This window comes from Micromonospora sp. DT178 (genome assembly GCF_049841695.1).
Classification (GTDB): domain Bacteria; phylum Actinomycetota; class Actinomycetes; order Mycobacteriales; family Micromonosporaceae; genus Micromonospora.
The window spans coordinates 388,166-406,205 of record NZ_JBNCKV010000002.1 but is presented as its reverse complement, the minus strand read 5'-3'; the positions used below and the strand labels follow the sequence as shown (position 1 = coordinate 406,205).

Genomic DNA, 18,040 nt, shown 5'->3' with positions numbered 1-18,040 from the left:
GACGCCCCGACCGCTGGAGGTACGGCGATGACCATCACGATGACGACGACGGCGCCCGCCGCGACGCGTACCTGGACGCCGGTCTGCCCGCTCGACCGGCTGGAGCCCGAGCGGGGCGTCGCCGCGCTCGTCGACGGCGTGCAGGTGGCCCTCTTCCGCACCGCCGACGGGCTGTTCGCCATCGACAACCTCGACCCGGTCGCCGGGGCGTACGTGCTGTCACGCGGGATCGTCGGCAGCCGGGGCGGGGTGCCGACGGTCGCCTCGCCGCTGCACAAGCAGGTGTACGACCTGCGCACCGGGGTCTGCCTGGACCTGCCCGGCGTCGCCGTGCCCCGGCACGACGTGCGCTGCCGGGACGGCCTGGTCGAGGTGCGGCTGCGACAGGAGGGGTGAATGCGCGACGAACTGGCGGGCTTCACCATCGGGGTGACCGCCGACCGCCGGCGGGACGAACTCGCCGCGCTGCTCCAGCGGCGGGGCGCCCGGGTGGTGATCGCACCGGCCCTGCGGATCGTGCCGCTGGCCGACGACACCGACCTGCGGGAGGCCACCCGGGCCTGCCTCGAACGGCCGCCGGACGTCCTCATGGCCAACACCGGCATCGGCATGCGCGGCTGGTTGGAGGCGGCCGAGGGCTGGGGGCTGGCCGAGCCGCTGCGCGGCGTGCTGGCCGGCGCGTACGTGGTGGCCCGGGGGCCCAAGGCGCGCGGTGCCATCCGGGCCGCCGGCCTGCACGACCAGTGGTCGCCCGACTCGGAGAGCTGCGAGGAGGTGATCGAGCACCTGTGCCGGCGCGGGGTGGCCGGGCAGGTGATCGCCATGCAGCTGCACGGCGAGCGGCAGCCGGAGTGCACGCTGGCGCTGGAGGCGGCCGGGGCGACCGTGATCGAGGTGCCCGTCTACCGCTGGGCGCCGCCGACCGACCCGGCCCCGCTGCACCGGCTGATCGACCTGGTCGCCGGCCGGCTGGTCGACGCGGTCACCTTCACCTCGGCCCCGGCGGCCGAGGCGCTGCTGCGCGCCGCCGGGGACCGCTCCGAGGCCGTGCTGGACGCGTTCCGGGGCGACGTGCTCGCCAGTTGCGTGGGCGCGGTCACCGCGGAGCCGCTGCTGCGGCGCGGGGTGCCGGTCAGCGCGCCGGCCAGGGCCCGCCTGGGTGCCCTCGTGCGGACCATCGTCGACGAACTGCCGCGCCGGACGGTCACCCTGAAGGTGGCCGGTCACCTGCTCACGTTGCGTGGGCACGCCGCCGTGGTCGACGGCGAACTGCGTCCGCTCGCGCCGGCGCCGATGGCGGTGCTGCGGGCGCTGTGCGGCTCGCCGGGTCGGGTGCTGTCCCGGACCGCCCTGCTGCGGACGCTGCCGCGTGGCGCCGACGAGCACGCCGTGGAGATGGCGGTGGCCCGGCTGCGCGCCGGGTTGCGCGCACCCCGGGTGGTGCAGACGGTCGTCAAGCGCGGCTACCGCCTCCGGGTCGACTGACGCGACCCGGAGGCGGTAGCCGTCCCGTTCAGCCGACCGGCGCCGGGTAGCCCCGGCCGTGCTCGGCCTCGAGGCGGAGCATGGCGTGCTCCACGACGGTCACCAGCACCTGCTTGACCGCGTCCCGGTGCCGGGCGTCGGTCAGCACCAGCGGCACGTCCGGCGAGATGGCCAGCGCCTCGCGGACCTCCTCCAGCTCGTACTGCGGCGCGCCGTCGAAGCGGTTCAACGCCACGACGTACGGCAGCCTGCGGTTCTCGAAGTAGTCGAGCGGCGCGAAGGCGTCGGTGATCCGGCGGGTGTCCACCAGCACGGCCGCCCCCACCGCGCCCTTGATGATCTCGTCCCACATGAACCAGAACCGCGTCTGGCCCGGCGTGCCGAAGAGGTACAGGATCAGGTCCTCGGCCATGGTGATCCGGCCGAAGTCCATGGCGACCGTGGTGGTCTGCTTCCCCGGCACCTTGGACGGGTCGTCGATGCCGACACCGGCCGCGGTCATCACCGCCTCGGTTCTCAGCGGAGTGATCTCCGAGATCGCGCCGACCAGGGTCGTCTTGCCCACGCCGAAGCCACCCGCGACCACGATCTTCGCGGAGATGATTCCCCGGTTTCGGCGGGCCCCGGCGGGGTCATAGCCTGCGAAGTCCACTTAGCACCCTTCCAAGGATTTCCATCCGCTCCTCGAACCCCTCGGCGGGAGCGGCAGTGTGTAGCGTCAGCAGGCTCTCGGCCACCATGTCGGCGACCAGCACCCGGGTGACGCCCAGCGGCATCCGGGTGTACGCGGAGATCTCGGCCAGCGACTGCGCCCGGCCCTCACAAACGGTGGCGATGCGGTGCTTGTCGTGCCCCGCGAAGCGGGCCTCCGCAGCCTGGGTCGGGCTGGCCGTCAGGACCGCCTCCAGGGCGATGTCCATTCGGGCCTCGGTCCGGCCGCGGGTGACCGCGTACGGCCGTACCAGCGCACCACGTGGGTCCACGCGCCGTTGGTCCATCGACGATCACCTCCTCTCCCGGCCGGGCCCCTGGTCGGGCACCGGATCCTCTCGTTCCTGGCGACGCACGTCCGCGCGTCGCGCCCGCTAGGACCGCACCGCGTCCCGGGGCAGCGGCACCAGCGCCGCACCGACGCGCTCGACCAGCAGCGCCATCTCGTAACCCACCTGACCGACGTCGCAGCTGCGGGCCGCCAGCACGGCCATCGACGAGCCGTCGCTGATCGACATCAGGAACAGGTAGCCGCTGTCCATCTCGATGACCGTCTGGAGCACACCGCCGGCGCTGAACATCCGGGCGGCGCCCTCGGTCAGGCTGACCACGCCTGAGGTGATCGCCGCGAGCTGGTCCGCCCGGTCCGCGGGAAGGTCCCGCGAGGAGGCGAGCAGCAGCCCGTCGGCGGACACCGCCACCACGTGGGCGATCCCCGCCACGCTGTCGGCGAAGTTGGTGAGCAACCAACTCATGTCCTGCATGGCCGCTGGCCTGTTCATCGACTCGTCTCCTTGGTCGAGGTGCTGTTCTGGTCCGTTCCGGCCGCCCGGCCGCGCTGCACGCCGCGGTGGTAGGCCGACAACAGGCCCCGAACTTCGTCCGGGGTACGCCGGCTGCGGTCGCGGCCGCCCCGGGGCTCGATCCCGCCGGGCACGAGTTGTGCCTGCGGCTGCCGCTTGGGCAGCCCCGAGCGGGTGGTGCCGGCGGTGGCGGGGGCCGCCGCCTGGCTGGCCCGGGTCCAGCCCTCGTCTGCCGCGGTCCGCCAGGCGTCCGCGTCGGTCGCGGGCGCCGCCGGGGCCGGCTCCGCGACCGGCGCCGCGGGGGGCGCGGCGGGGGGCGCCGCGGGAGGTGTGTCCGGTGTCTTGGGCCGCGCCGCAGCCGGCGGCGGGGTGTACGACGGCGGTGCCGACTGCGCGGGCGGCGGGGCGGTGTCGGTGCTGCCCGGCGTACGCGTGGGCAGTCGGGGCGCGCGGGGCTGCGCCGGTGCCGACTGGGCGGCGGCCGGCGTCCCGACGGCGGTTGCTCCGGCGCTGGGCGCCCCGGCGGCCTGCTGGGCCGCGGCCGACTGGCTGAAGTCGGGGCGGGTGAAGATGGCCGTGGCGTCGTTACCGTGCGACCGGAACCACACCGCCTCCATCTCCCGGAAGATCGGTGCCTCGGCCGGCAGCTCGGCGCGCGGGGTGATCGGCGCGGCGGGGGCGGGCGGGGCCGTGGCGGCCAGGCCGGCCCCGAGGCCGCGACCGGCGCCCGGGTCGGTGCCGAAGCCGGTCTCCCGGGCGGAGCCGGCGAACCCGGCCGACAGCCCGGTGGCCGGCGAGCCGGCGATCGGGCCGACCGGCAGGACCGGCGCGCCCGGCGCCGAGGCCTCCCCGCCGGGAACGCGCTTGGGCAGCGGGTCGACCGTGGGGTACGCGACGGTCGGCGTACCGACCGAGGCGCCTCCACCGGCGAAGGCCGGCCGGGCCGGGGGCGCCGGCGGGGCGGCCGGCTGCGTCGGCGTCAGGCCGCCGGCCTGCACCGGGGCCGCGGTGTCCCGCGCCTGCTCCGGGGCCTGCCACGGCGCCGGGGCGGCGGACCGCCACTGGTCGGTGAGGGTGGCCGAGGCGGTACGCCCCACGCCGGCGGCCGGCTCGCCGAGACCCGCCGGGGTGAGCGGGTTCTGCTCGACCGCGAGGGGCTGCCGGGGCCGGGTGATCTGCTGGTCCCGGCTGTGCACGGGCGGCAGTACCACCGTCGCGGCGGGGAGCGTCACCTGGGCGACGGTGCCGCCCTCCACGTTGCGGCGCAGCTCCACCCGGATGCCGTAGCGGGAGGCCAGCCGGCTGACCACGGCCAGACCCATCAGCCGGAACGCCGCGACGTCGACGCTCGGCGGGGCGGCCAGTCGCCGGTTGAGCGAGTCGAGCTGGTCGTCGGTCAGGCCGAGGCCCCGGTCCTCGACCTGGATCAGGACGTAGTCCCGGATCCGCCGGCCGTCGGCGACCACGGTCGTGGTCGGCGGCGAGAAGCGGGTGGCGTTGTCGAGCAGCTCGGCGACGAGCCGGACCACGTCGTTGACCGCGTGCGCCGCGACCGAGATGTCGGTGTCGACGGTGCCGAACTCGATCCGGTTGTAGAGCTCCACCTCGGACTGGGCGGCCCGCAGCACGTCCACCAGGAGGGCGTCGTCACGGCGCGGCACGGCCGAGTCGGCGCCGGCCAGGACGAGCAGGTTCTCGTCGTTGCGGCGCATCCGGGTGGCGAGGTGGTCCAGCTCGAAGAGCTGCGCGAGCCGCTTCGGGTCCTCCTCGCCGCGCTCGATCGCGTCGAGCTCGCCGATCATCCGGTCGACCAGGGTCTGACTGCGCCGGGCCAGGTTGAGGAACATCGCCGAGACGCTGGTACGCAGCGCGGCCTGCTCGGCCGCCACCCGGACCGCCTCGCGGTGCACGACGTTGAAGGCGAGCGCGACCTGGCCAACCTCGTCGCGGTTGTTGAGCTTGATCGGGTCGCGTACCTGCCGGACGATCTCCTCGACGCCGCCGTCGCCGACGTTGCCGACGTTCTGCAGCCGCTTGACCGCGTCCGGCAGGTCGTGGTTGGCCACCGAGAGGGCGCCCTCCCGCAGCCGGCGCAGCGAGTGGTTGAGCGAGCGGGCCAGCACCACGGCGAGGGTCACCGCGACGATGAGGGTCAGCAGCACCAGCGCCGTCTCGATGAAGGCCTGCCGGATGACGTCCGACCGGGCCTGGTCGGCCTGGCTGAGCAGCCGGTCCTGGAGCCGGATCTCGGCCCACCGCATCAGGTCGTTGACCGCGCCGATGGCGGCGGTGGCGTCCTGGGCCGTCACCGGCGAGGTCTGCCCGACCGAGCGGGTGATGTCGGCGGCCACCCGGTCGGCGAGGGTGACCGCGTCACCGGAGACAGTGCTGTCGACCAGGGCGCGCTGGGTCGGGTCGGCGGCCAGGGAGAAGGCGACCAGCGCCTCCTGCTGGCTGGTCAGCGTGGCCACGAAGGAGGAGAACTGCTCCTCGTCGAGCTTGCCGGCGACGAGAGCGGTGTAGACGACCGACTGCTCCTCGGCGACGGCCGCCTTGGCACGGGCGAACGCGGCGACCGCGCGCCGGGCGTCCGAGAGCCGCTCGTCGCCGGGCAGCTGGGCCAGCCCGTCGCCGTACGCGACCAGGTCGGTGATGATGACCCCGTAGCGGAGCGCCGCCTCGGCGACCGCCATCTGCTGGCGGTCCAGCACCTCCTGCCGGGTGCTGGCGAGCGTCTCCAGGTGCTCGTCGATGGTGGCCAGCCGCTCGCGTACGGCGGCCGGCACCTCGCCGACCCGTCCGCGCTCCGCCCGGTACGCCTCGACCCGCTCGTCGGTGCTGCGCACCCGCAGGTTGTAGGCGTCGGCCTTCTGCTGCGGCGTCGACAGGAAGGCGGCGGCGGCCATCCGCTCGGCGTGCAGGTCCTGCGTCAGCGCGGAGACGTCGACGGAGAGCGCCGTCAGGGCCCGGGCCTGGTTGGCGTCGAAGGTGTTCTCACCGACGGCGACGAGGCGGACCGTTGCCAACGCGAGCACCGCGGCGACCGGCACGACCAGGATCAGGGCGAGCTTGGAGCGGATCCGCACGTCGCGGAGCCGGGGCAGCCGACGCCGCTTGGGCTGTTCGGTGTCGCCACTCGCGGGCAGGGTCGTCGGTCCGGTGCTCACGACATCGCCTCCGTCGTTTCTTCCACGCCTGCCCCGCCGACTCGCGCCCGGTGCAGCGGACTGCGCCACACGCGGCACGGCCGCGATTTCATCAGAACTGATCCTGTTTGGGAAGTCGCGGCGGGGTAGGAAACGGTCGGACGGCTCGCATCCCGTGATCCGGTCAACTAATACCTTCAATTCTCCATGCCCGTGAACAGGGCATGTAACTCCAGAGTGGTCATCCGTGTCGTATTAGTAAGCGTTTGCAAACTTCCCGTTGCCCCACCATGTGGGATACGCGTCCCGAAACGCTTCGGACGCTCCGCTTGACCGCGGGGCCTGGCGTTGGCAAGGTTTTGCAGGCTTCGCGCACACCGTACGGCAGACCGATCCCGTTCCTCTACTGAGGACGGACAACCCGGCGGTGACCGGGCATCGTCCCGGGCCGCATCTGGAGGACTGAGTTGACCCCCATCCGCTCCGCGACCGCCGCGGCGCTCGCATCGGCCGTGCTGGCCACCACGCTCACCGGCTGCCAGTTCGGGGCGGACGAGCAGGACACCAGCCCCATCGTCATCGCCGCGGACCTCGAACTCTCCGGCGCGTCGGCGCCCATCGGCAAGGCGTACCAGCGGGCGCTGGAACTGAAGGTCGACCAGCTGAACGCCTCCGGCGCGCTGAACGGCCGGCAGGTCAAGCTGAGGGTGAAGGACAACCGGTCGGACGCGAGCGAGTCGCTGCGCAACATCGGTGACTTCAGCAGCGATTCCGAAGTCAGCGCCATCATCATGGGCGGCTGCAACGAATGTGCCGTCGGCGCCGTCCGCACCATCAACGAGAAGCGAATTCCCACCATTGCGCTCGCCGCGTCCAGCGCCGTGTCCACCCCGGTCGCCGAACGGCGGTACGTGTTCAAGCTCTCCCCGAACGCGGCCGACAGCGCCGCCGCCCTCGCCGGCGAGATGCGCCGCAAGGGCATCCGCAAGGCGGGCGTGCTGCACAGCGACGACGCCTACGGCCGCGAGGGGTTGACCGCGCTGCGCGCCGAGTTCGCGAAGGCCGGCGTCAAGCTGCTGCGCGAGGAGGCCGTGCGCACCACCGACACCGAGGTGGGCCAGCAGGTCAAGGACCTGCTCGCGAAGAAGCCGGAGGCGCTGGTCGTGTGGACCCCGGCGGAGCAGGCGACGCTCGCCGCCACCGCCGCCCAGCAGGCCAAGTTCGAGGGCGAGCTCTTCTTCGACGCGGCGGCGGCCGGCGACCTCTTCCTCGGCGCCGCGTCCCGGGCGACCGAACGCACCACGCTGGTCTTCACCCAGACCATGGTGATCGACGACGTGATCGCCACCACCCCCGCCAAGGCGGCCCGCCGCCAGTGGTTCCAGGACTACACCGCCCGCTTCGGCGGCTACAACGGTTCCTCCTCGTTCGCGGCCGACGCGGTGCAGCTCATCGCCGACGCCGAGCTGCGCTCGGGCGGCGAGCCCGGCGAGGTCGACCGCGACGGCGTCCGGGACGTGCTGGAGACGACCCAGCTGGACGGTCTCTCCGGGCCGATCCGGATGACCCCGGACAACCACTCCGGCCTGATGCCGCAGGCCCTCACCACCCTGGTGGCGCGCAACGGGCGCTGGCGCCTCGCGGGCTGACCGGCCGGGCGGCAACGAAGGGGTTCCGGCGCGCGGCAGCGCACCGGACCAGCGTCTTGGTGTGGCCCGCCGTGTCCCGGCGGGCCACACCAAGGACCGTTCCAGCGGGTCAGCGGGCCGACGTGGTGGCGCGGACCCACGGCAGGGCGAGCCGCTCGACCAGGGACAGTGCGCTGTAGAGCAGGATGCTCATCAGCGCGATCAGCACGATCGCCGCCCAGGCGGTCGCGGTGTCCCCCACGCCGTTGTACTGCAGGATCTGGTAGCCCAGCCCCGGCTTGTCCGAGTAGAACTCGCCGATCACCGCGCCGATCGCGGCCAGCGGCATCGCCACCTTGAGCCCGACGAACATCTGCGGCAGCGCGGCGGGGAAGCGTACCTTGCGGAACGCCTGCCACCAGGAGGCGTTCAGCGACCGGGCCAGCTCTGCCAGGTCGTTCGGGGTGGTGGTGAGCCCGGTCGCCGTGGAGAGCACGATCGGGAAGAAGCAGAGCAGGAACACCATGGTCAGGATCGGCTTCGCACCCCAGCCGACCGAGACCACCAGCAGCGGGCCGAGCGCGATCTTCGGCACCGCGTTGACCGCCACCAGCAGCGGCGCGAACATCCGCTCGACGCGCCGGGACCCGGCCAGGGCCATCCCGATCAGCACCCCGGCCACCGCCGACAGCAGGAAGCCGACCACCGTCATCATGGTGGTGACGCCCAGTGCCGGCATCAGCACGTCGCTCCCCGCGACCATCGCCTGCCACACCGCCTGCGGCGGGGGCAGCGACACCGGGTGCACCAGTTGCAGGCCCGACGTGACCAGCCACCAGGCGGCCAGCGTGATCACGGCGCCGAGCAGCGGCAGCCCGACGGCCGCCGGGCGTACGCCGGACCGGCGCGGGGGCGCGCCGGCGCCCGCGGGCTTCTTCCCGACATGGCCGGACCGGGTAGCGGTCGTCTCCGTCACGGGTTCTCCTCTCCTGCCGGCCGGGCCGGCACGCGACGGGGGTGCGGCCCCCGGGTCACCCCGGGTGGACCGCACCCCCGTGCTCATGGTCGGCGTACGTCAGGCCTTCGGCGCGAGGCTGAAGTCGATGATCTGGTCGGGGGTGATGTTCTGCTTCAGCGCGCCGGCGCCCTGCAGGATCGCGATGCTCTTGGCGACCCGGCCGCTGTCCAGGGTGCCGAGCTGGGTGCCGGAGTTGCTGGAGCGCACGTAGCCGGCCATGAGCTGGAGCTCGGCGGCGGCCGCGGCGGGGTTGGCGGCGTCGACGTTCTTCTTCAGCAGCTCGCCCGCCTCCTGCGGGTTGGTCAGCGCGTACTCCAGGCCCTTCATCAGGGCCCCGGTGAAGCGCTTGACCATCTCCGGCTTCTCCTTGGCGATCTTGGATGAGGTGATCAGCACGTTGCCGTAGAGGTCCTGCATCACGTTGCTGTACGGCAGCATGACGGCCTTCTGCTTGGTCACCGTCTCGATGGTCGGCTGGCCGACGACGAACTGGCCGATGCCGTCCACCGTGCCGGAGCCGAGCATGCCCATCAGGGCCTGGGCCTGACCATTGACCCACTGCACCTTGCTGGCGTCCACGCCGGCCATCCGGGCGTACGTCGGGAAGAGGTTCCGCACGACGGAGCCCTCGGTGTCGGCGAGCTTCTTGCCCTCCAGGTCCTTCGGCGACGCGATGCCCTTGCCCTCGACGGTGGCGATGGCCGCCATGGTGCGCTGCTGGATCGCGGCGACCGCGACGAAGTCCTTGGCCTGGCCGCTGCCGAGCTGGAGCAGGCCGCCGGTGAGGTCGATCGGGCCGAACTGGGCCTGCCCGCCGACAACCTGCTGGATCACCGCGCCTGTGCCCTGACCGGGCTTGATGTCGACGTCGAACCCGGCCTCCTTGAAGAAGCCCTTCTCCTTCGCCACCCAGGCGTAGGAGTCACGGCCGAAGTTGCCGAACGAGGTGAGGTAGGTCACCTTCTCCAGCGCCCCGCCGCTGCCGCCCTTGGCGTCGGCGCCGGAGTCCGAGTCGCCGCTGCACCCGGAGACCAGGGCGAGGGCGGTGGCCAGCGCAGCGGCAGCGACCGTACGGGTCAGCCTTCTCATCAGTGCACCATGTCCTTTCCGACCGGAGCGGCGCGCCGCCGCCGGAGGGGGTTGTCTGGCGGGCCGGCCGAGGGGTTGAGCCGGCACCAACCGTCTTGAGGGGACTCTTAGCTGGCACAGCGTACGAGAAACCGCCCCCGACAATGCCAGGCGTATGGGTTTCGTTACGGAAAAATCCTCGCGTCCACCCCGGAGGACATGCTGTCCACACGAGGCGGTTACCCTGGGCCGCGATCGCTGATCCCCGACTCAGGGAGGCCGCCGGAGATGATCCAGCTTTCCGGGGTGTCCCGCACCTTCGACGGCCGCAGCGGCCGCGTCGAGGCGCTGCGCGGCATCGACCTCGACGTGGCGGCGGGTGAGTTCGTCGCCGTACTCGGCCGCTCCGGTTGCGGCAAGTCCACGCTGCTGCGCCTGATCGCCGGCCTGCTCCCCGTGAGCGAGGGCAGGATCACCGTGGCCGGTACGCCGATCACCAAGCCGCGCCGGGACATCGCGATGCTCTTCCAGCGGCCCGCCCTGCTCCCCTGGCGCACGGTCCTGGACAACGTCTTGCTCCCGGTGGAGATGTTCGGCTGGAAGCGGGCCAAGCACCGCGACCGGGCCCGGCAACTGCTGGACCTCGCCGGACTGGGCGGCTTCGAGAAGCGGCTGCCGCACGAACTCTCCGGCGGCATGCAGCAGCGGGTCTCGCTGTGCCGGTCGCTGATCGGCGAGCCCCGGGTGATGCTGATGGACGAGCCGTTCTCCGCGCTCGACGCGCTCACCCGCGAGGAGCTCTCCGGCGAGCTGCAACGCGTGCACATGACGTCCGGGGCCACCGTCGTCTTCGTCACCCACTCGATCGACGAGGCGGTGCTGCTGGCCGACCGGGTGGTCGTCCTCAGCCCCCGCCCCGGCCGGATCCGCAAGGTCGTCGACGTCAACATCCCGCGACCGCGCACCCTCGGCCGCAACGCGCACCTGGCGGACGTCGCCCGGGTCAGCGCCGACCTGCACGAACTCCTCATGGAGCGGGACCTGCCGGCGATAGCCGGCGCGGAGGGATGAGCATGCGGGTCACCGTCTTCACGGAGCCGCACCGGGGCGCCAGCTACGACGACCAGCTCCGCTTCGCCCGGCTCGCCGAGGACGGCGGCTTCGAGGGCTTCCTCCGCGCCGACCACTACCAGGCGATGGGGGACGAGGCCGCGCTGCCCGGCCCGACCGACGCCTGGCTGACGCTGGCCGCGCTGGCCCGGGAGACCAGCCGGATCCGGCTCGGCACCCTGGTCACCTCCGCCACCTTCCGGCTGCCCGGCCCGCTGGCCGTCATGGTGGCCCAGGTGGACCAGATGAGCGGCGGCCGGGTCGAGCTCGGCATCGGCGCCGGCTGGTACGAGCGGGAGCACGTTTCCTACGGCATCCCGTTCCCCGGCGTCGGCGAGCGCTTCGACCGGCTGGCCGAGCAGCTGGAGATCATCACCGGGCTGTGGCGGACGCCGCCGGGCGAGACGTACAGCTTCACCGGCGACCACTACCGGCTGCTGGACGCCCCCGCGCTGCCGAAGCCGGTGCAGGTGCCCGGCCCGCCGGTCATCGTCGGCGGCCGCGGCCCGAAGCGCACCCCCGAACTCGCCGCCCGGTACGCCGACGAGTTCAACATGCCGTTCAAGACCGTCGCGGAGACCGCCGCCGCGTACGAGCGGGTGCGGGAGGCCTGTGACCGGGCCGGCCGGGCCGAGTCGGGACGCGCCCCGCTCACCCTCTCCGCCGGGATCGTGGTAGCGATCGGTCGCACCGACGCCGAGGCGCACCGCCGCGCCGCCCCGCTGCACGTCAAGAGCGCGCTGCCACCGGAGGACCCGGTGGTCGGCTCGCCCGCGCAGCTCGCCGACCGGATCGGCGAGTTCGCCGCGATCGGCGCCACCCGGGTGCACCTGCGGCTGATCGACTTCGCCGACCTCGACCACCTGGAGCTCATCGCCGCCGAGGTGCTCCCCCGACTGGACGGAACCCGATGACCGACGCGCACCTCGAACTCGGCCCGGTGGGCCAGGAGATCGTGTACGAGAACGACCGGGTCCGGGTCTGGCACATCCGCCTGGAGCCGGGCGAGCGGCAGCCGCTGCACCGGCACGACCACCCGTACCTCGTGGTGGCGATCCAGGGGGCGAAGAACGTCGTACAGACGATCGACGGCACCCTCATCGACGCCGACGAGCCGACCGGCGGGGTGGTCTACCGGGACCCGGGGGCCGTGCACATGCTGACCAACGTGGGCGACACGACGTACCTGGCCAGGCTGGTCGAACTGAAGTAACCGCCGGCCGGCGGGTCGCCCCCCACTCGCGGCGCGCCGGTGGCGGCCTGGTCAACAGGTGCGTAACGTGCCGGACATGGCCATTCGGACCTGGGGCAGACTGCTGCTCACCGCGCTCGGGGTGAGCCTGCTGGCCGGGGCCGGTCAGCTCGGCATCGCCTTCGGCTTCGGCATCGTCCGGCTCTCCGGCACCTTCACCGGCACCACCGTCAACCAGTGGCCGGCCCAGCTCGTCTGGGCGGGCTGGTTCGCGGCGAACGCCGCCGTGGTGGGCGCGGTGCTCACCGAGCGCCTGGCCCGCCGGGACGGAGGGTTGGCCGGCACCGGGCGCCTGCTCGCCGTCGCCGGCGCCGCCGCGCTGGGCGCCACCGTCGTCGCACCGCTCTGCATGCAGCCGGCCAGGGCGGCCGAGCTCGTCTCGATGGACCCGGTCTGGGCCGTCGGCATCTGCGCGGTCCTCGGTGCACTGGTCGGCGCGGGCGCCGCCCTCGCCGTACTGCTCCAGCCGCCGGTGGGATGGAACGTGGCGGCGATCGCGGGCGCGATCTGGCTGCTGGCCCTGGTCTCGGTGGCGCCGTCGCTGGTCTCGACCGGGCCGCTGGACACCGTACGGCTGGGGGTGCTGGAGCCGGCGTCCCTCGACGCCGGCGCGGCGCAGGGGCTGGCCCTGGTGATCCTGCCGCTGGTGGCGCTGCTGGCCGGCGCGGCGACCGGCGGGCTGGCCCGGTGGCGGGGCCATCCGCCGCTGGTCAGCGGCGCGACGGGGGTGGCGGGCCCGGTGCTGGTCGCGTTCGCCTACCTGACCGCCGGCCCGGGCGACACCGCCGACCGCTACCAACTCACGCCGTACTACGCGGCGCTGCTCGCGGTGGCCGCCGGCGCGCTCGGGTCGGCCGCAGCCGCGCTGCTGCGCTGGCCGCTCGTCACGCGCACCGCCCCCACCGGGGCCATCGAGCCGACCGACATCCTCCGACCGCTGCCCACCGGCCCGGCCCTGCCGCGGACCCCGGCCTCCACCGGCGACGACGAGCCGGAGACGGTCGACCTGGCCAACGCCGGCCCGGTCGTCGCCGACCAGGCCGGCGGTACAGGCTCCGGCGCGGTCATCGCCGCCACCGGCGACGGCCCGGCGCCCCGGGTTGTTCCGCCGCACTGGGACTGGCCCGCCGACGGAGGCACCGTCCCGGCTCCCGCCGCCGACGCCCTGACGGGCGCGGGTCCCGGGTGGACGGCCGAGCCGCCGGCCTCGGCTCCCGGCGACCTGCCCACAGTCGACCGTCCGCTCGAACCGGAGCCCACCCGCACGCAGGACAGCACCGACGAGCACGCCCCGTCCACCTCGGTGGCACCGGCTGCACCGACCGTCCCGGCCACCCCGGTCGCCGACGAGGCGCCCCCAGCCGGGAAGGTGACGCCCGACGCGCAGCCCGCCGGGAGCGTGACGCCCGACGCGCAGCCCGCCGGGAAGGTGACGCCCGGCGCTCAGCCCGCCGCGGAGGCGACGCCCGCCGGACAGCCGGCAGAAGCGGTCGCCGAACAGCAGGCCGTCCCGAGCGCGCCCAAGCCCCGCCGCACCCGTAAGCCCCGGTCGACACGTCAGCCCGCCGCCACGGTGGCACGGGAGGCTGCGGGCCCGACGCCCGAGGCCACGGGCAACCCGGTGACCGGGCCCACCGCGCCGGTCACGGCGGTGTCGTCGCCACCCCCGGACGCCCCCGCGTCGCCAGCCCCGGACGCCCCCGCCGCGCTCGGCACCACGACCAGCAGGACCGCACCCGGCACGACGACCAGCACCCGGCCCGGTCCCCCGGCCGAAGCCGCGCCCGACACCACGACCGGCCCCCAGCTCGACACCACGACCGGAACCGGGCCCCACACGACCGGCCCTCAATCCGACACCGCGACCGGAACCGGGCCCCACACGACCGGCCCCCAACCCGGTCCCACGGCCGAAGCCGGGTCCGACACCACGACCGGCCCCGGAGCCGGCCCCACCGCCGAAGCCGCGCCCGGCAGCACGGCCGGAGTGGTCTCCGTCGGGTCGGGGTCGGACGGCAGCGGCCCTCGCGCGGTACCGCTCTTCGCGGCGGACGGCGAGGTGGCTCCCGGCCGGGCCGTCGAGCCGGACGCCGGCAGCGCGCCCCCGCCCGCCCCGGCGTGGCCGGCACTGCCCCGGCCCCAGACCGACGGCGCCGCCGAGGCGGCACCGCCGGCCACAGAACCCGCGCCGGACGCGACGCCCCGGCCCCGCCACCGGGCCCCGATGCCCGACCTGACCCGGGCGGCGAACTGGGAGGCGCTCGCCACCGCACGACGGGGCGGCCCCGTCCCGGCGCCCGCCGAGCCCGCGCCGGAGAACGGCATCCCCGTCGCCCGGGCGGAGGCACCGTCGCCCGGCTCCCCGTCGCCCGCAGAGGCCGAGCAGCCCACCGGGCGGAATCGGGGCCGGCTGGGCCTGTTCCGCCGTAACCGGCCCCGGGCCGAGGACGCCTCGGCCGACCGGGAGTCCGAGCCGCTGCCGGCGCAGGACGAGGAGTACGTGGACTGGGTCACCGGCCTGAGCAAGCCCGTCCCGGACAACGAGCCCGAGCAGGAGAGCGGCCGGCGGTCGTTGCGCTCCACCGGCCGCCACCACCGCGACTGACCCGACCGGCCCACGCCCGCCCCGCCCCGGACAACCGGAGCCGGGGCGGGCGTCCGCCGTTGCGAAACGTCCGCCCCTCCCGGGCGCCGACCCGGACGGGCGGCTCGGACGGGCGCCGGCTCGGACGGGCGGTCGCGCTGCTCAGGCGAGCGGCAGGTAGACCCGGCCGCCGGAGGAGAGGAACTCCTCCGACTTGTCCTTCATGCCGCGCGCCGCGTACTCCTTCAGCTCCTGGGTGATCTTCATGGAGCAGAACTTCGGGCCGCACATCGAGCAGAAGTGAGCGGTCTTCGCCGGCTCCGCCGGCAGCGTCGCGTCGTGGTACGAGCGCGCGGTCTCCGGGTCCAGCGAGAGGTTGAACTGATCCTCCCAGCGGAACTCGAACCGCGCCTTGGACAGCGCGTCGTCCCACGCCTGCGCGCCCGGGTGCCCCTTGGCCAGGTCGGCCGCGTGCGCCGCGATCTTGTACGCGATCACGCCGGCCTTCACGTCGTCGCGGTCCGGCAGCCCCAGGTGCTCCTTCGGGGTCACGTAGCAGAGCATCGCGGTGCCGAACATGCCGATCATCGCCGCGCCGATCGCCGACGTGATGTGGTCGTACGCGGGGGCGATGTCGGTGGTCAGCGGGCCGAGGGTGTAGAACGGCGCCTCGTGGCACCACTCCTGCTGGAGGTCCACGTTCTCCTTGATCTTGTGCATCGGCACGTGCCCGGGGCCCTCGATCATCACCTGCACGTCGTACTCCCAGGCGAGGCTCGTCAGCTCACCGAGGGTGCGCAGTTCGGCGAACTGCGCGGCGTCGTTGGCGTCCGCGATCGAGCCGGGGCGCAGCCCGTCGCCGAGCGAGAACGTCACGTCGTAGCGGGCCAGGATCTCGCACAGCTCGGCGAAGTTCGTGTAGAGGAAGTTCTCCTCGTGGTGCGCCAGGCACCAGGCCGCCATGATCGAGCCGCCCCGCGACACGATCCCTGTCACCCGGTCCACCGCCAGCGGCACGTACGGCAGCAGCACTCCCGCGTGCACCGTCATGTAGTCGACGCCCTGCTCGGCCTGCTCGACGACGGTCTCCCGGAACACCTCCCAGCTCAGCTTGACCGGGTCGCCGCCGACCTTCTCCAGCGCCTGGTAGATCGGCACGGTGCCGATCGGCACCGGCGAGTTCCGCACGATCGCCTCGCGCGTCTCGTGGATCCGCTTCCCCGTCGACAGGTCCATCACCGTGTCCGCGCCCCACCGGGTCGCCCAGGTCAGCTTCTCCACCTCCTCCGCCACCGACGAGGTGACCGCCGAGGTGCCGATGTTCGCGTTCACCTTGACCAGGAACGCCTTGCCGATGATCGCCGGCTCGCACTCGGGGTGGTTGACGTTGAGCGGCAGCACGGCCCGCCCGGCGGCGATCTCGTCCCGGACGAACTCCGGCGCCGTCCCCTCCCGGACCGCCACGAACTCCATCTCCGGCGTCACCACGCCCGCCCGGGCGTACGCGAGCTGGGTGGGGCGGCGACCGCCGGTCCCGGCGAGCGGGGTGCCCGCGCCCCGCACCGGTGCGACGTCGCCGCGCTCGGCGATCCACCCTCCGCGCAGCGGCGGCAGCCCGACCTCCGGATCGGAGCCGGGGCCGGAGGTGTCGTAGAGACGCAGCGGCGGGTTGTCTCCGGTCAGTTCCACCTCGGCGAACGGCACCCGCACGTCCGGCCGGGACCCCTTCACGTACACCTTGCGACGTGCCTGCATGACAGCCTCCCTGGTGATCAAGCGGACCAGCCGAAGTGGTCCAGCGGGCCGCGTCCCGCGCCCAGCTCCCAGTCCCGCGCGCCGGTCAGCGCGCGGAGGACGTACTCCTTGGCGGCGGCGACCGCCGTCGGCACCGGGTCGCCGAGCGCCAGCCGGACGGCGATCGCCGCCGAGAACGAGCACCCGGTGCCGTGGTTGTGCCGGGTGTCGACCCGCGGCGCGCGGAGCAGGGTGGTGACGCCGCCGGCGTGCAGCACGTCGACCGCCTCGCCGTCGGCGTCCACGTCACCGCCGGTCACCACCACGTGCGCCGGGCCGCCGGCCGCCAGCGCCTCGGCGGCGGCCACCATCTCCTCGACCGTGGTCACCGGGCGTCCGGTGATGGCCGCGGCCTCCGCGCAGTTCGGCGTCGCCACCTGCGCGTACGGCAGCAGCCGCTCCACGGCGGCGACCACGCCCAGCCGGTGCCCGCTGGTGGCGACGAGCACCGGGTCGACGACGAGGTGCGGCAGCCGGCCGTCCTTCGCGGCGCCCGCAACCGCGTCGGCGACCGCCGGGGTGCCGAGCACACCCGTCTTGACGGCGCGGACGGTGAAGTCGGCGAGCACGCTGTCGAGCTGCTCGGTGACCGTGCGCGGCGGCAGCGGCAGCACGGCGTCGACGCCCCTCGTGTTCTGCGCGGTGACCGCGGTGAGCACGCTGGTGCCGTACGCGCCGAGGGCCGCGAAGACCTTCAGGTCGGCCTGGATGCCGGCGCCCGCGCCGGAGTCGGAGCCGGCGATGGTGAGGACGGTCGTCGGGGTCATCGTTCCTCTTCCGTGGTGGCGGACGGGAGCTCGGGCCGGGCCTGCGCGGTGGCGGTTGCCGTGCGGGCGGCTGTCGTGAGGGCGGCTGCTGCCGCCACAGGGTCGTCGGCACGCATGACGGCACCCAGCACCGCCACCCCCACGGCTCCCGCCTCGACGCAGGCGGTCACCTGGTCCGGGCTCTGCACCCCGCCGAGCGCCAGGATCGGCACGGGGCTGGCCGCGATCAGCGCGCCGAGCCCGTCCGGGCGCAGGGGTGGGCCGTGGCCGGGCTTGGTGCTGGTCGGGTAGACGGGAGAGAGGGTGGCGTAGTCCTCCGTGGTCAGTCGCGCCAGCTCCGCCCGGTCGTGGCAGGATCGGCCGACCAGGCCGAGGCGCGGCGGCGGGTACGGCCCCGCCGACGGCAGGTGCACGGCGTCGCCGCCGAGCGGGTCGGGGCCGGCGACGACCAGGGCGCCGCCCGCCTCGGCGAGGATCGCGCGCAGCTCGACGGCGAGGGCGGCGCGCTCGGCCCGGGGCAGGTCCTTCTCCCGCAGCACCACCCACCGCACTCCCCCGGCGACCGCGCCCGCCACGACGTCGACCAACGACCGCCGCGCCTGCCACCGGTCCGTCAACAGCACGACGCCGGCCGGCCCGCCCGAGATCTTGGCGGGAAACGGCCCCTCCAGGGG

Annotated in this window: 16 protein-coding genes; 7 read left to right on the top strand and 9 right to left on the bottom strand. The window is 74.1% G+C overall.

Features of this window, described 5'->3' with window-relative positions; all coding sequences use genetic code 11:
* Nucleotides 1–27: 27 nt before the first annotated feature.
* A complete protein-coding gene (gene nirD, locus ACLQ22_RS05730) occupies nt 28–396 on the top strand; it encodes a nitrite reductase small subunit NirD (protein ID WP_425691333.1) in 369 nt (122 codons plus the stop codon).
* The gene (locus tag ACLQ22_RS05725) at nt 397–1,485 is read left to right on the top strand and encodes a uroporphyrinogen-III synthase (protein WP_425691332.1); all 1,089 of its coding nucleotides are present in this window, start codon (nt 397–399) and stop codon (nt 1,483–1,485) included.
* 28 nt (nt 1,486–1,513) lie between these two features.
* Here ACLQ22_RS05725 and ACLQ22_RS05720 read toward each other — a convergent pair whose 3' ends face one another.
* From ACLQ22_RS05720 to ACLQ22_RS05705, 4 genes are all read right to left on the bottom strand, one after another.
* On the bottom strand, nt 1,514–2,137 hold the full coding sequence (locus tag ACLQ22_RS05720; RefSeq protein ID WP_088998389.1) for a GTP-binding protein: 624 nt from the start codon (nt 2,135–2,137) through the stop codon (nt 1,514–1,516).
* Nucleotides 2,118–2,483 carry a DUF742 domain-containing protein gene (locus ACLQ22_RS05715; RefSeq protein WP_091627805.1) on the bottom strand — a complete coding sequence of 122 codons (366 nt, stop codon included), beginning with the start codon at nt 2,481–2,483 and terminating at the stop codon, nt 2,118–2,120. Before ACLQ22_RS05715 ends, ACLQ22_RS05720 begins: the two co-directional genes overlap by 20 nt.
* An 87-nt stretch (nt 2,484–2,570) precedes the next feature.
* Nucleotides 2,571–2,978: a roadblock/LC7 domain-containing protein gene (locus ACLQ22_RS05710; protein ID WP_067359650.1), complete on the bottom strand. Its 408-nt coding sequence runs from the start codon at nt 2,976–2,978 to the stop codon at nt 2,571–2,573.
* Nucleotides 2,975–6,166, bottom strand: coding sequence for a sensor histidine kinase (locus ACLQ22_RS05705; RefSeq protein ID WP_425691331.1), 3,192 nt, complete (start codon nt 6,164–6,166; stop codon nt 2,975–2,977). Before ACLQ22_RS05705 ends, ACLQ22_RS05710 begins: the two co-directional genes overlap by 4 nt.
* Before the next feature lie 446 nt (nt 6,167–6,612).
* Between ACLQ22_RS05705 and ACLQ22_RS05700 the strand changes: the two genes are divergently transcribed.
* Complete coding sequence (locus ACLQ22_RS05700) at nt 6,613–7,794, top strand: ABC transporter substrate-binding protein (protein WP_425691330.1); 1,182 nt, start codon at nt 6,613–6,615, stop codon at nt 7,792–7,794.
* Between the two features lie 109 nt (nt 7,795–7,903).
* On the opposite strand, the gene ACLQ22_RS05695 is transcribed toward ACLQ22_RS05700, so the two are convergent.
* Entirely contained in the window at nt 7,904–8,749 is an 846-nt protein-coding gene (locus ACLQ22_RS05695; RefSeq protein WP_425691329.1) for an ABC transporter permease, read from the bottom strand.
* 99 nt (nt 8,750–8,848) lie between these two features.
* Nucleotides 8,849–9,880: an ABC transporter substrate-binding protein gene (locus tag ACLQ22_RS05690; RefSeq protein WP_425691328.1), complete on the bottom strand. Its 1,032-nt coding sequence runs from the start codon at nt 9,878–9,880 to the stop codon at nt 8,849–8,851.
* A gap of 267 nt (nt 9,881–10,147) precedes the next feature.
* Here ACLQ22_RS05690 and ACLQ22_RS05685 point away from each other — a divergent pair, with 267 nt between their 5' ends.
* The 4 genes from ACLQ22_RS05685 (at nt 10,148) to ACLQ22_RS05670 (ending at nt 14,826) form a co-directional block, all read left to right on the top strand.
* Entirely contained in the window at nt 10,148–10,930 is a 783-nt protein-coding gene (locus tag ACLQ22_RS05685) for an ABC transporter ATP-binding protein (RefSeq protein WP_425691327.1), read from the top strand.
* A 2-nt stretch (nt 10,931–10,932) separates the two neighbouring features.
* Nucleotides 10,933–11,883: an LLM class F420-dependent oxidoreductase gene (locus tag ACLQ22_RS05680; protein ID WP_425691326.1), complete on the top strand. Its 951-nt coding sequence runs from the start codon at nt 10,933–10,935 to the stop codon at nt 11,881–11,883.
* Complete coding sequence (locus ACLQ22_RS05675) at nt 11,880–12,182, top strand: cupin (protein WP_088998381.1); 303 nt, start codon at nt 11,880–11,882, stop codon at nt 12,180–12,182. The genes ACLQ22_RS05680 and ACLQ22_RS05675 overlap by 4 nt, the downstream gene beginning before the upstream one ends.
* Nucleotides 12,183–12,258: 76 nt before the next feature.
* The gene (locus ACLQ22_RS05670; protein WP_425691325.1) at nt 12,259–14,826 is read left to right on the top strand and encodes a hypothetical protein; all 2,568 of its coding nucleotides are present in this window, start codon (nt 12,259–12,261) and stop codon (nt 14,824–14,826) included.
* A 141-nt stretch (nt 14,827–14,967) separates the two neighbouring features.
* On the opposite strand, the gene thiC is transcribed toward ACLQ22_RS05670, so the two are convergent.
* From thiC to ACLQ22_RS05655, 3 genes are read right to left on the bottom strand one after another with little or no spacing between them, the layout of a single operon-like run.
* A complete protein-coding gene (gene thiC, locus ACLQ22_RS05665) occupies nt 14,968–16,560 on the bottom strand; it encodes a phosphomethylpyrimidine synthase ThiC (protein WP_425691324.1) in 1,593 nt (530 codons plus the stop codon).
* Between the two features lie 17 nt (nt 16,561–16,577).
* The gene (gene thiD, locus ACLQ22_RS05660; RefSeq protein ID WP_425691323.1) at nt 16,578–17,366 is read right to left on the bottom strand and encodes a bifunctional hydroxymethylpyrimidine kinase/phosphomethylpyrimidine kinase; all 789 of its coding nucleotides are present in this window, start codon (nt 17,364–17,366) and stop codon (nt 16,578–16,580) included.
* Nucleotides 17,363–18,013 (bottom strand): thiamine phosphate synthase, encoded by a 651-nt coding sequence (locus tag ACLQ22_RS05655; protein WP_425691478.1) that lies wholly within the window; start codon nt 18,011–18,013, stop codon nt 17,363–17,365. The genes thiD and ACLQ22_RS05655 overlap by 4 nt, the downstream gene beginning before the upstream one ends.
* Nucleotides 18,014–18,040: the final 27 nt, after the last annotated feature.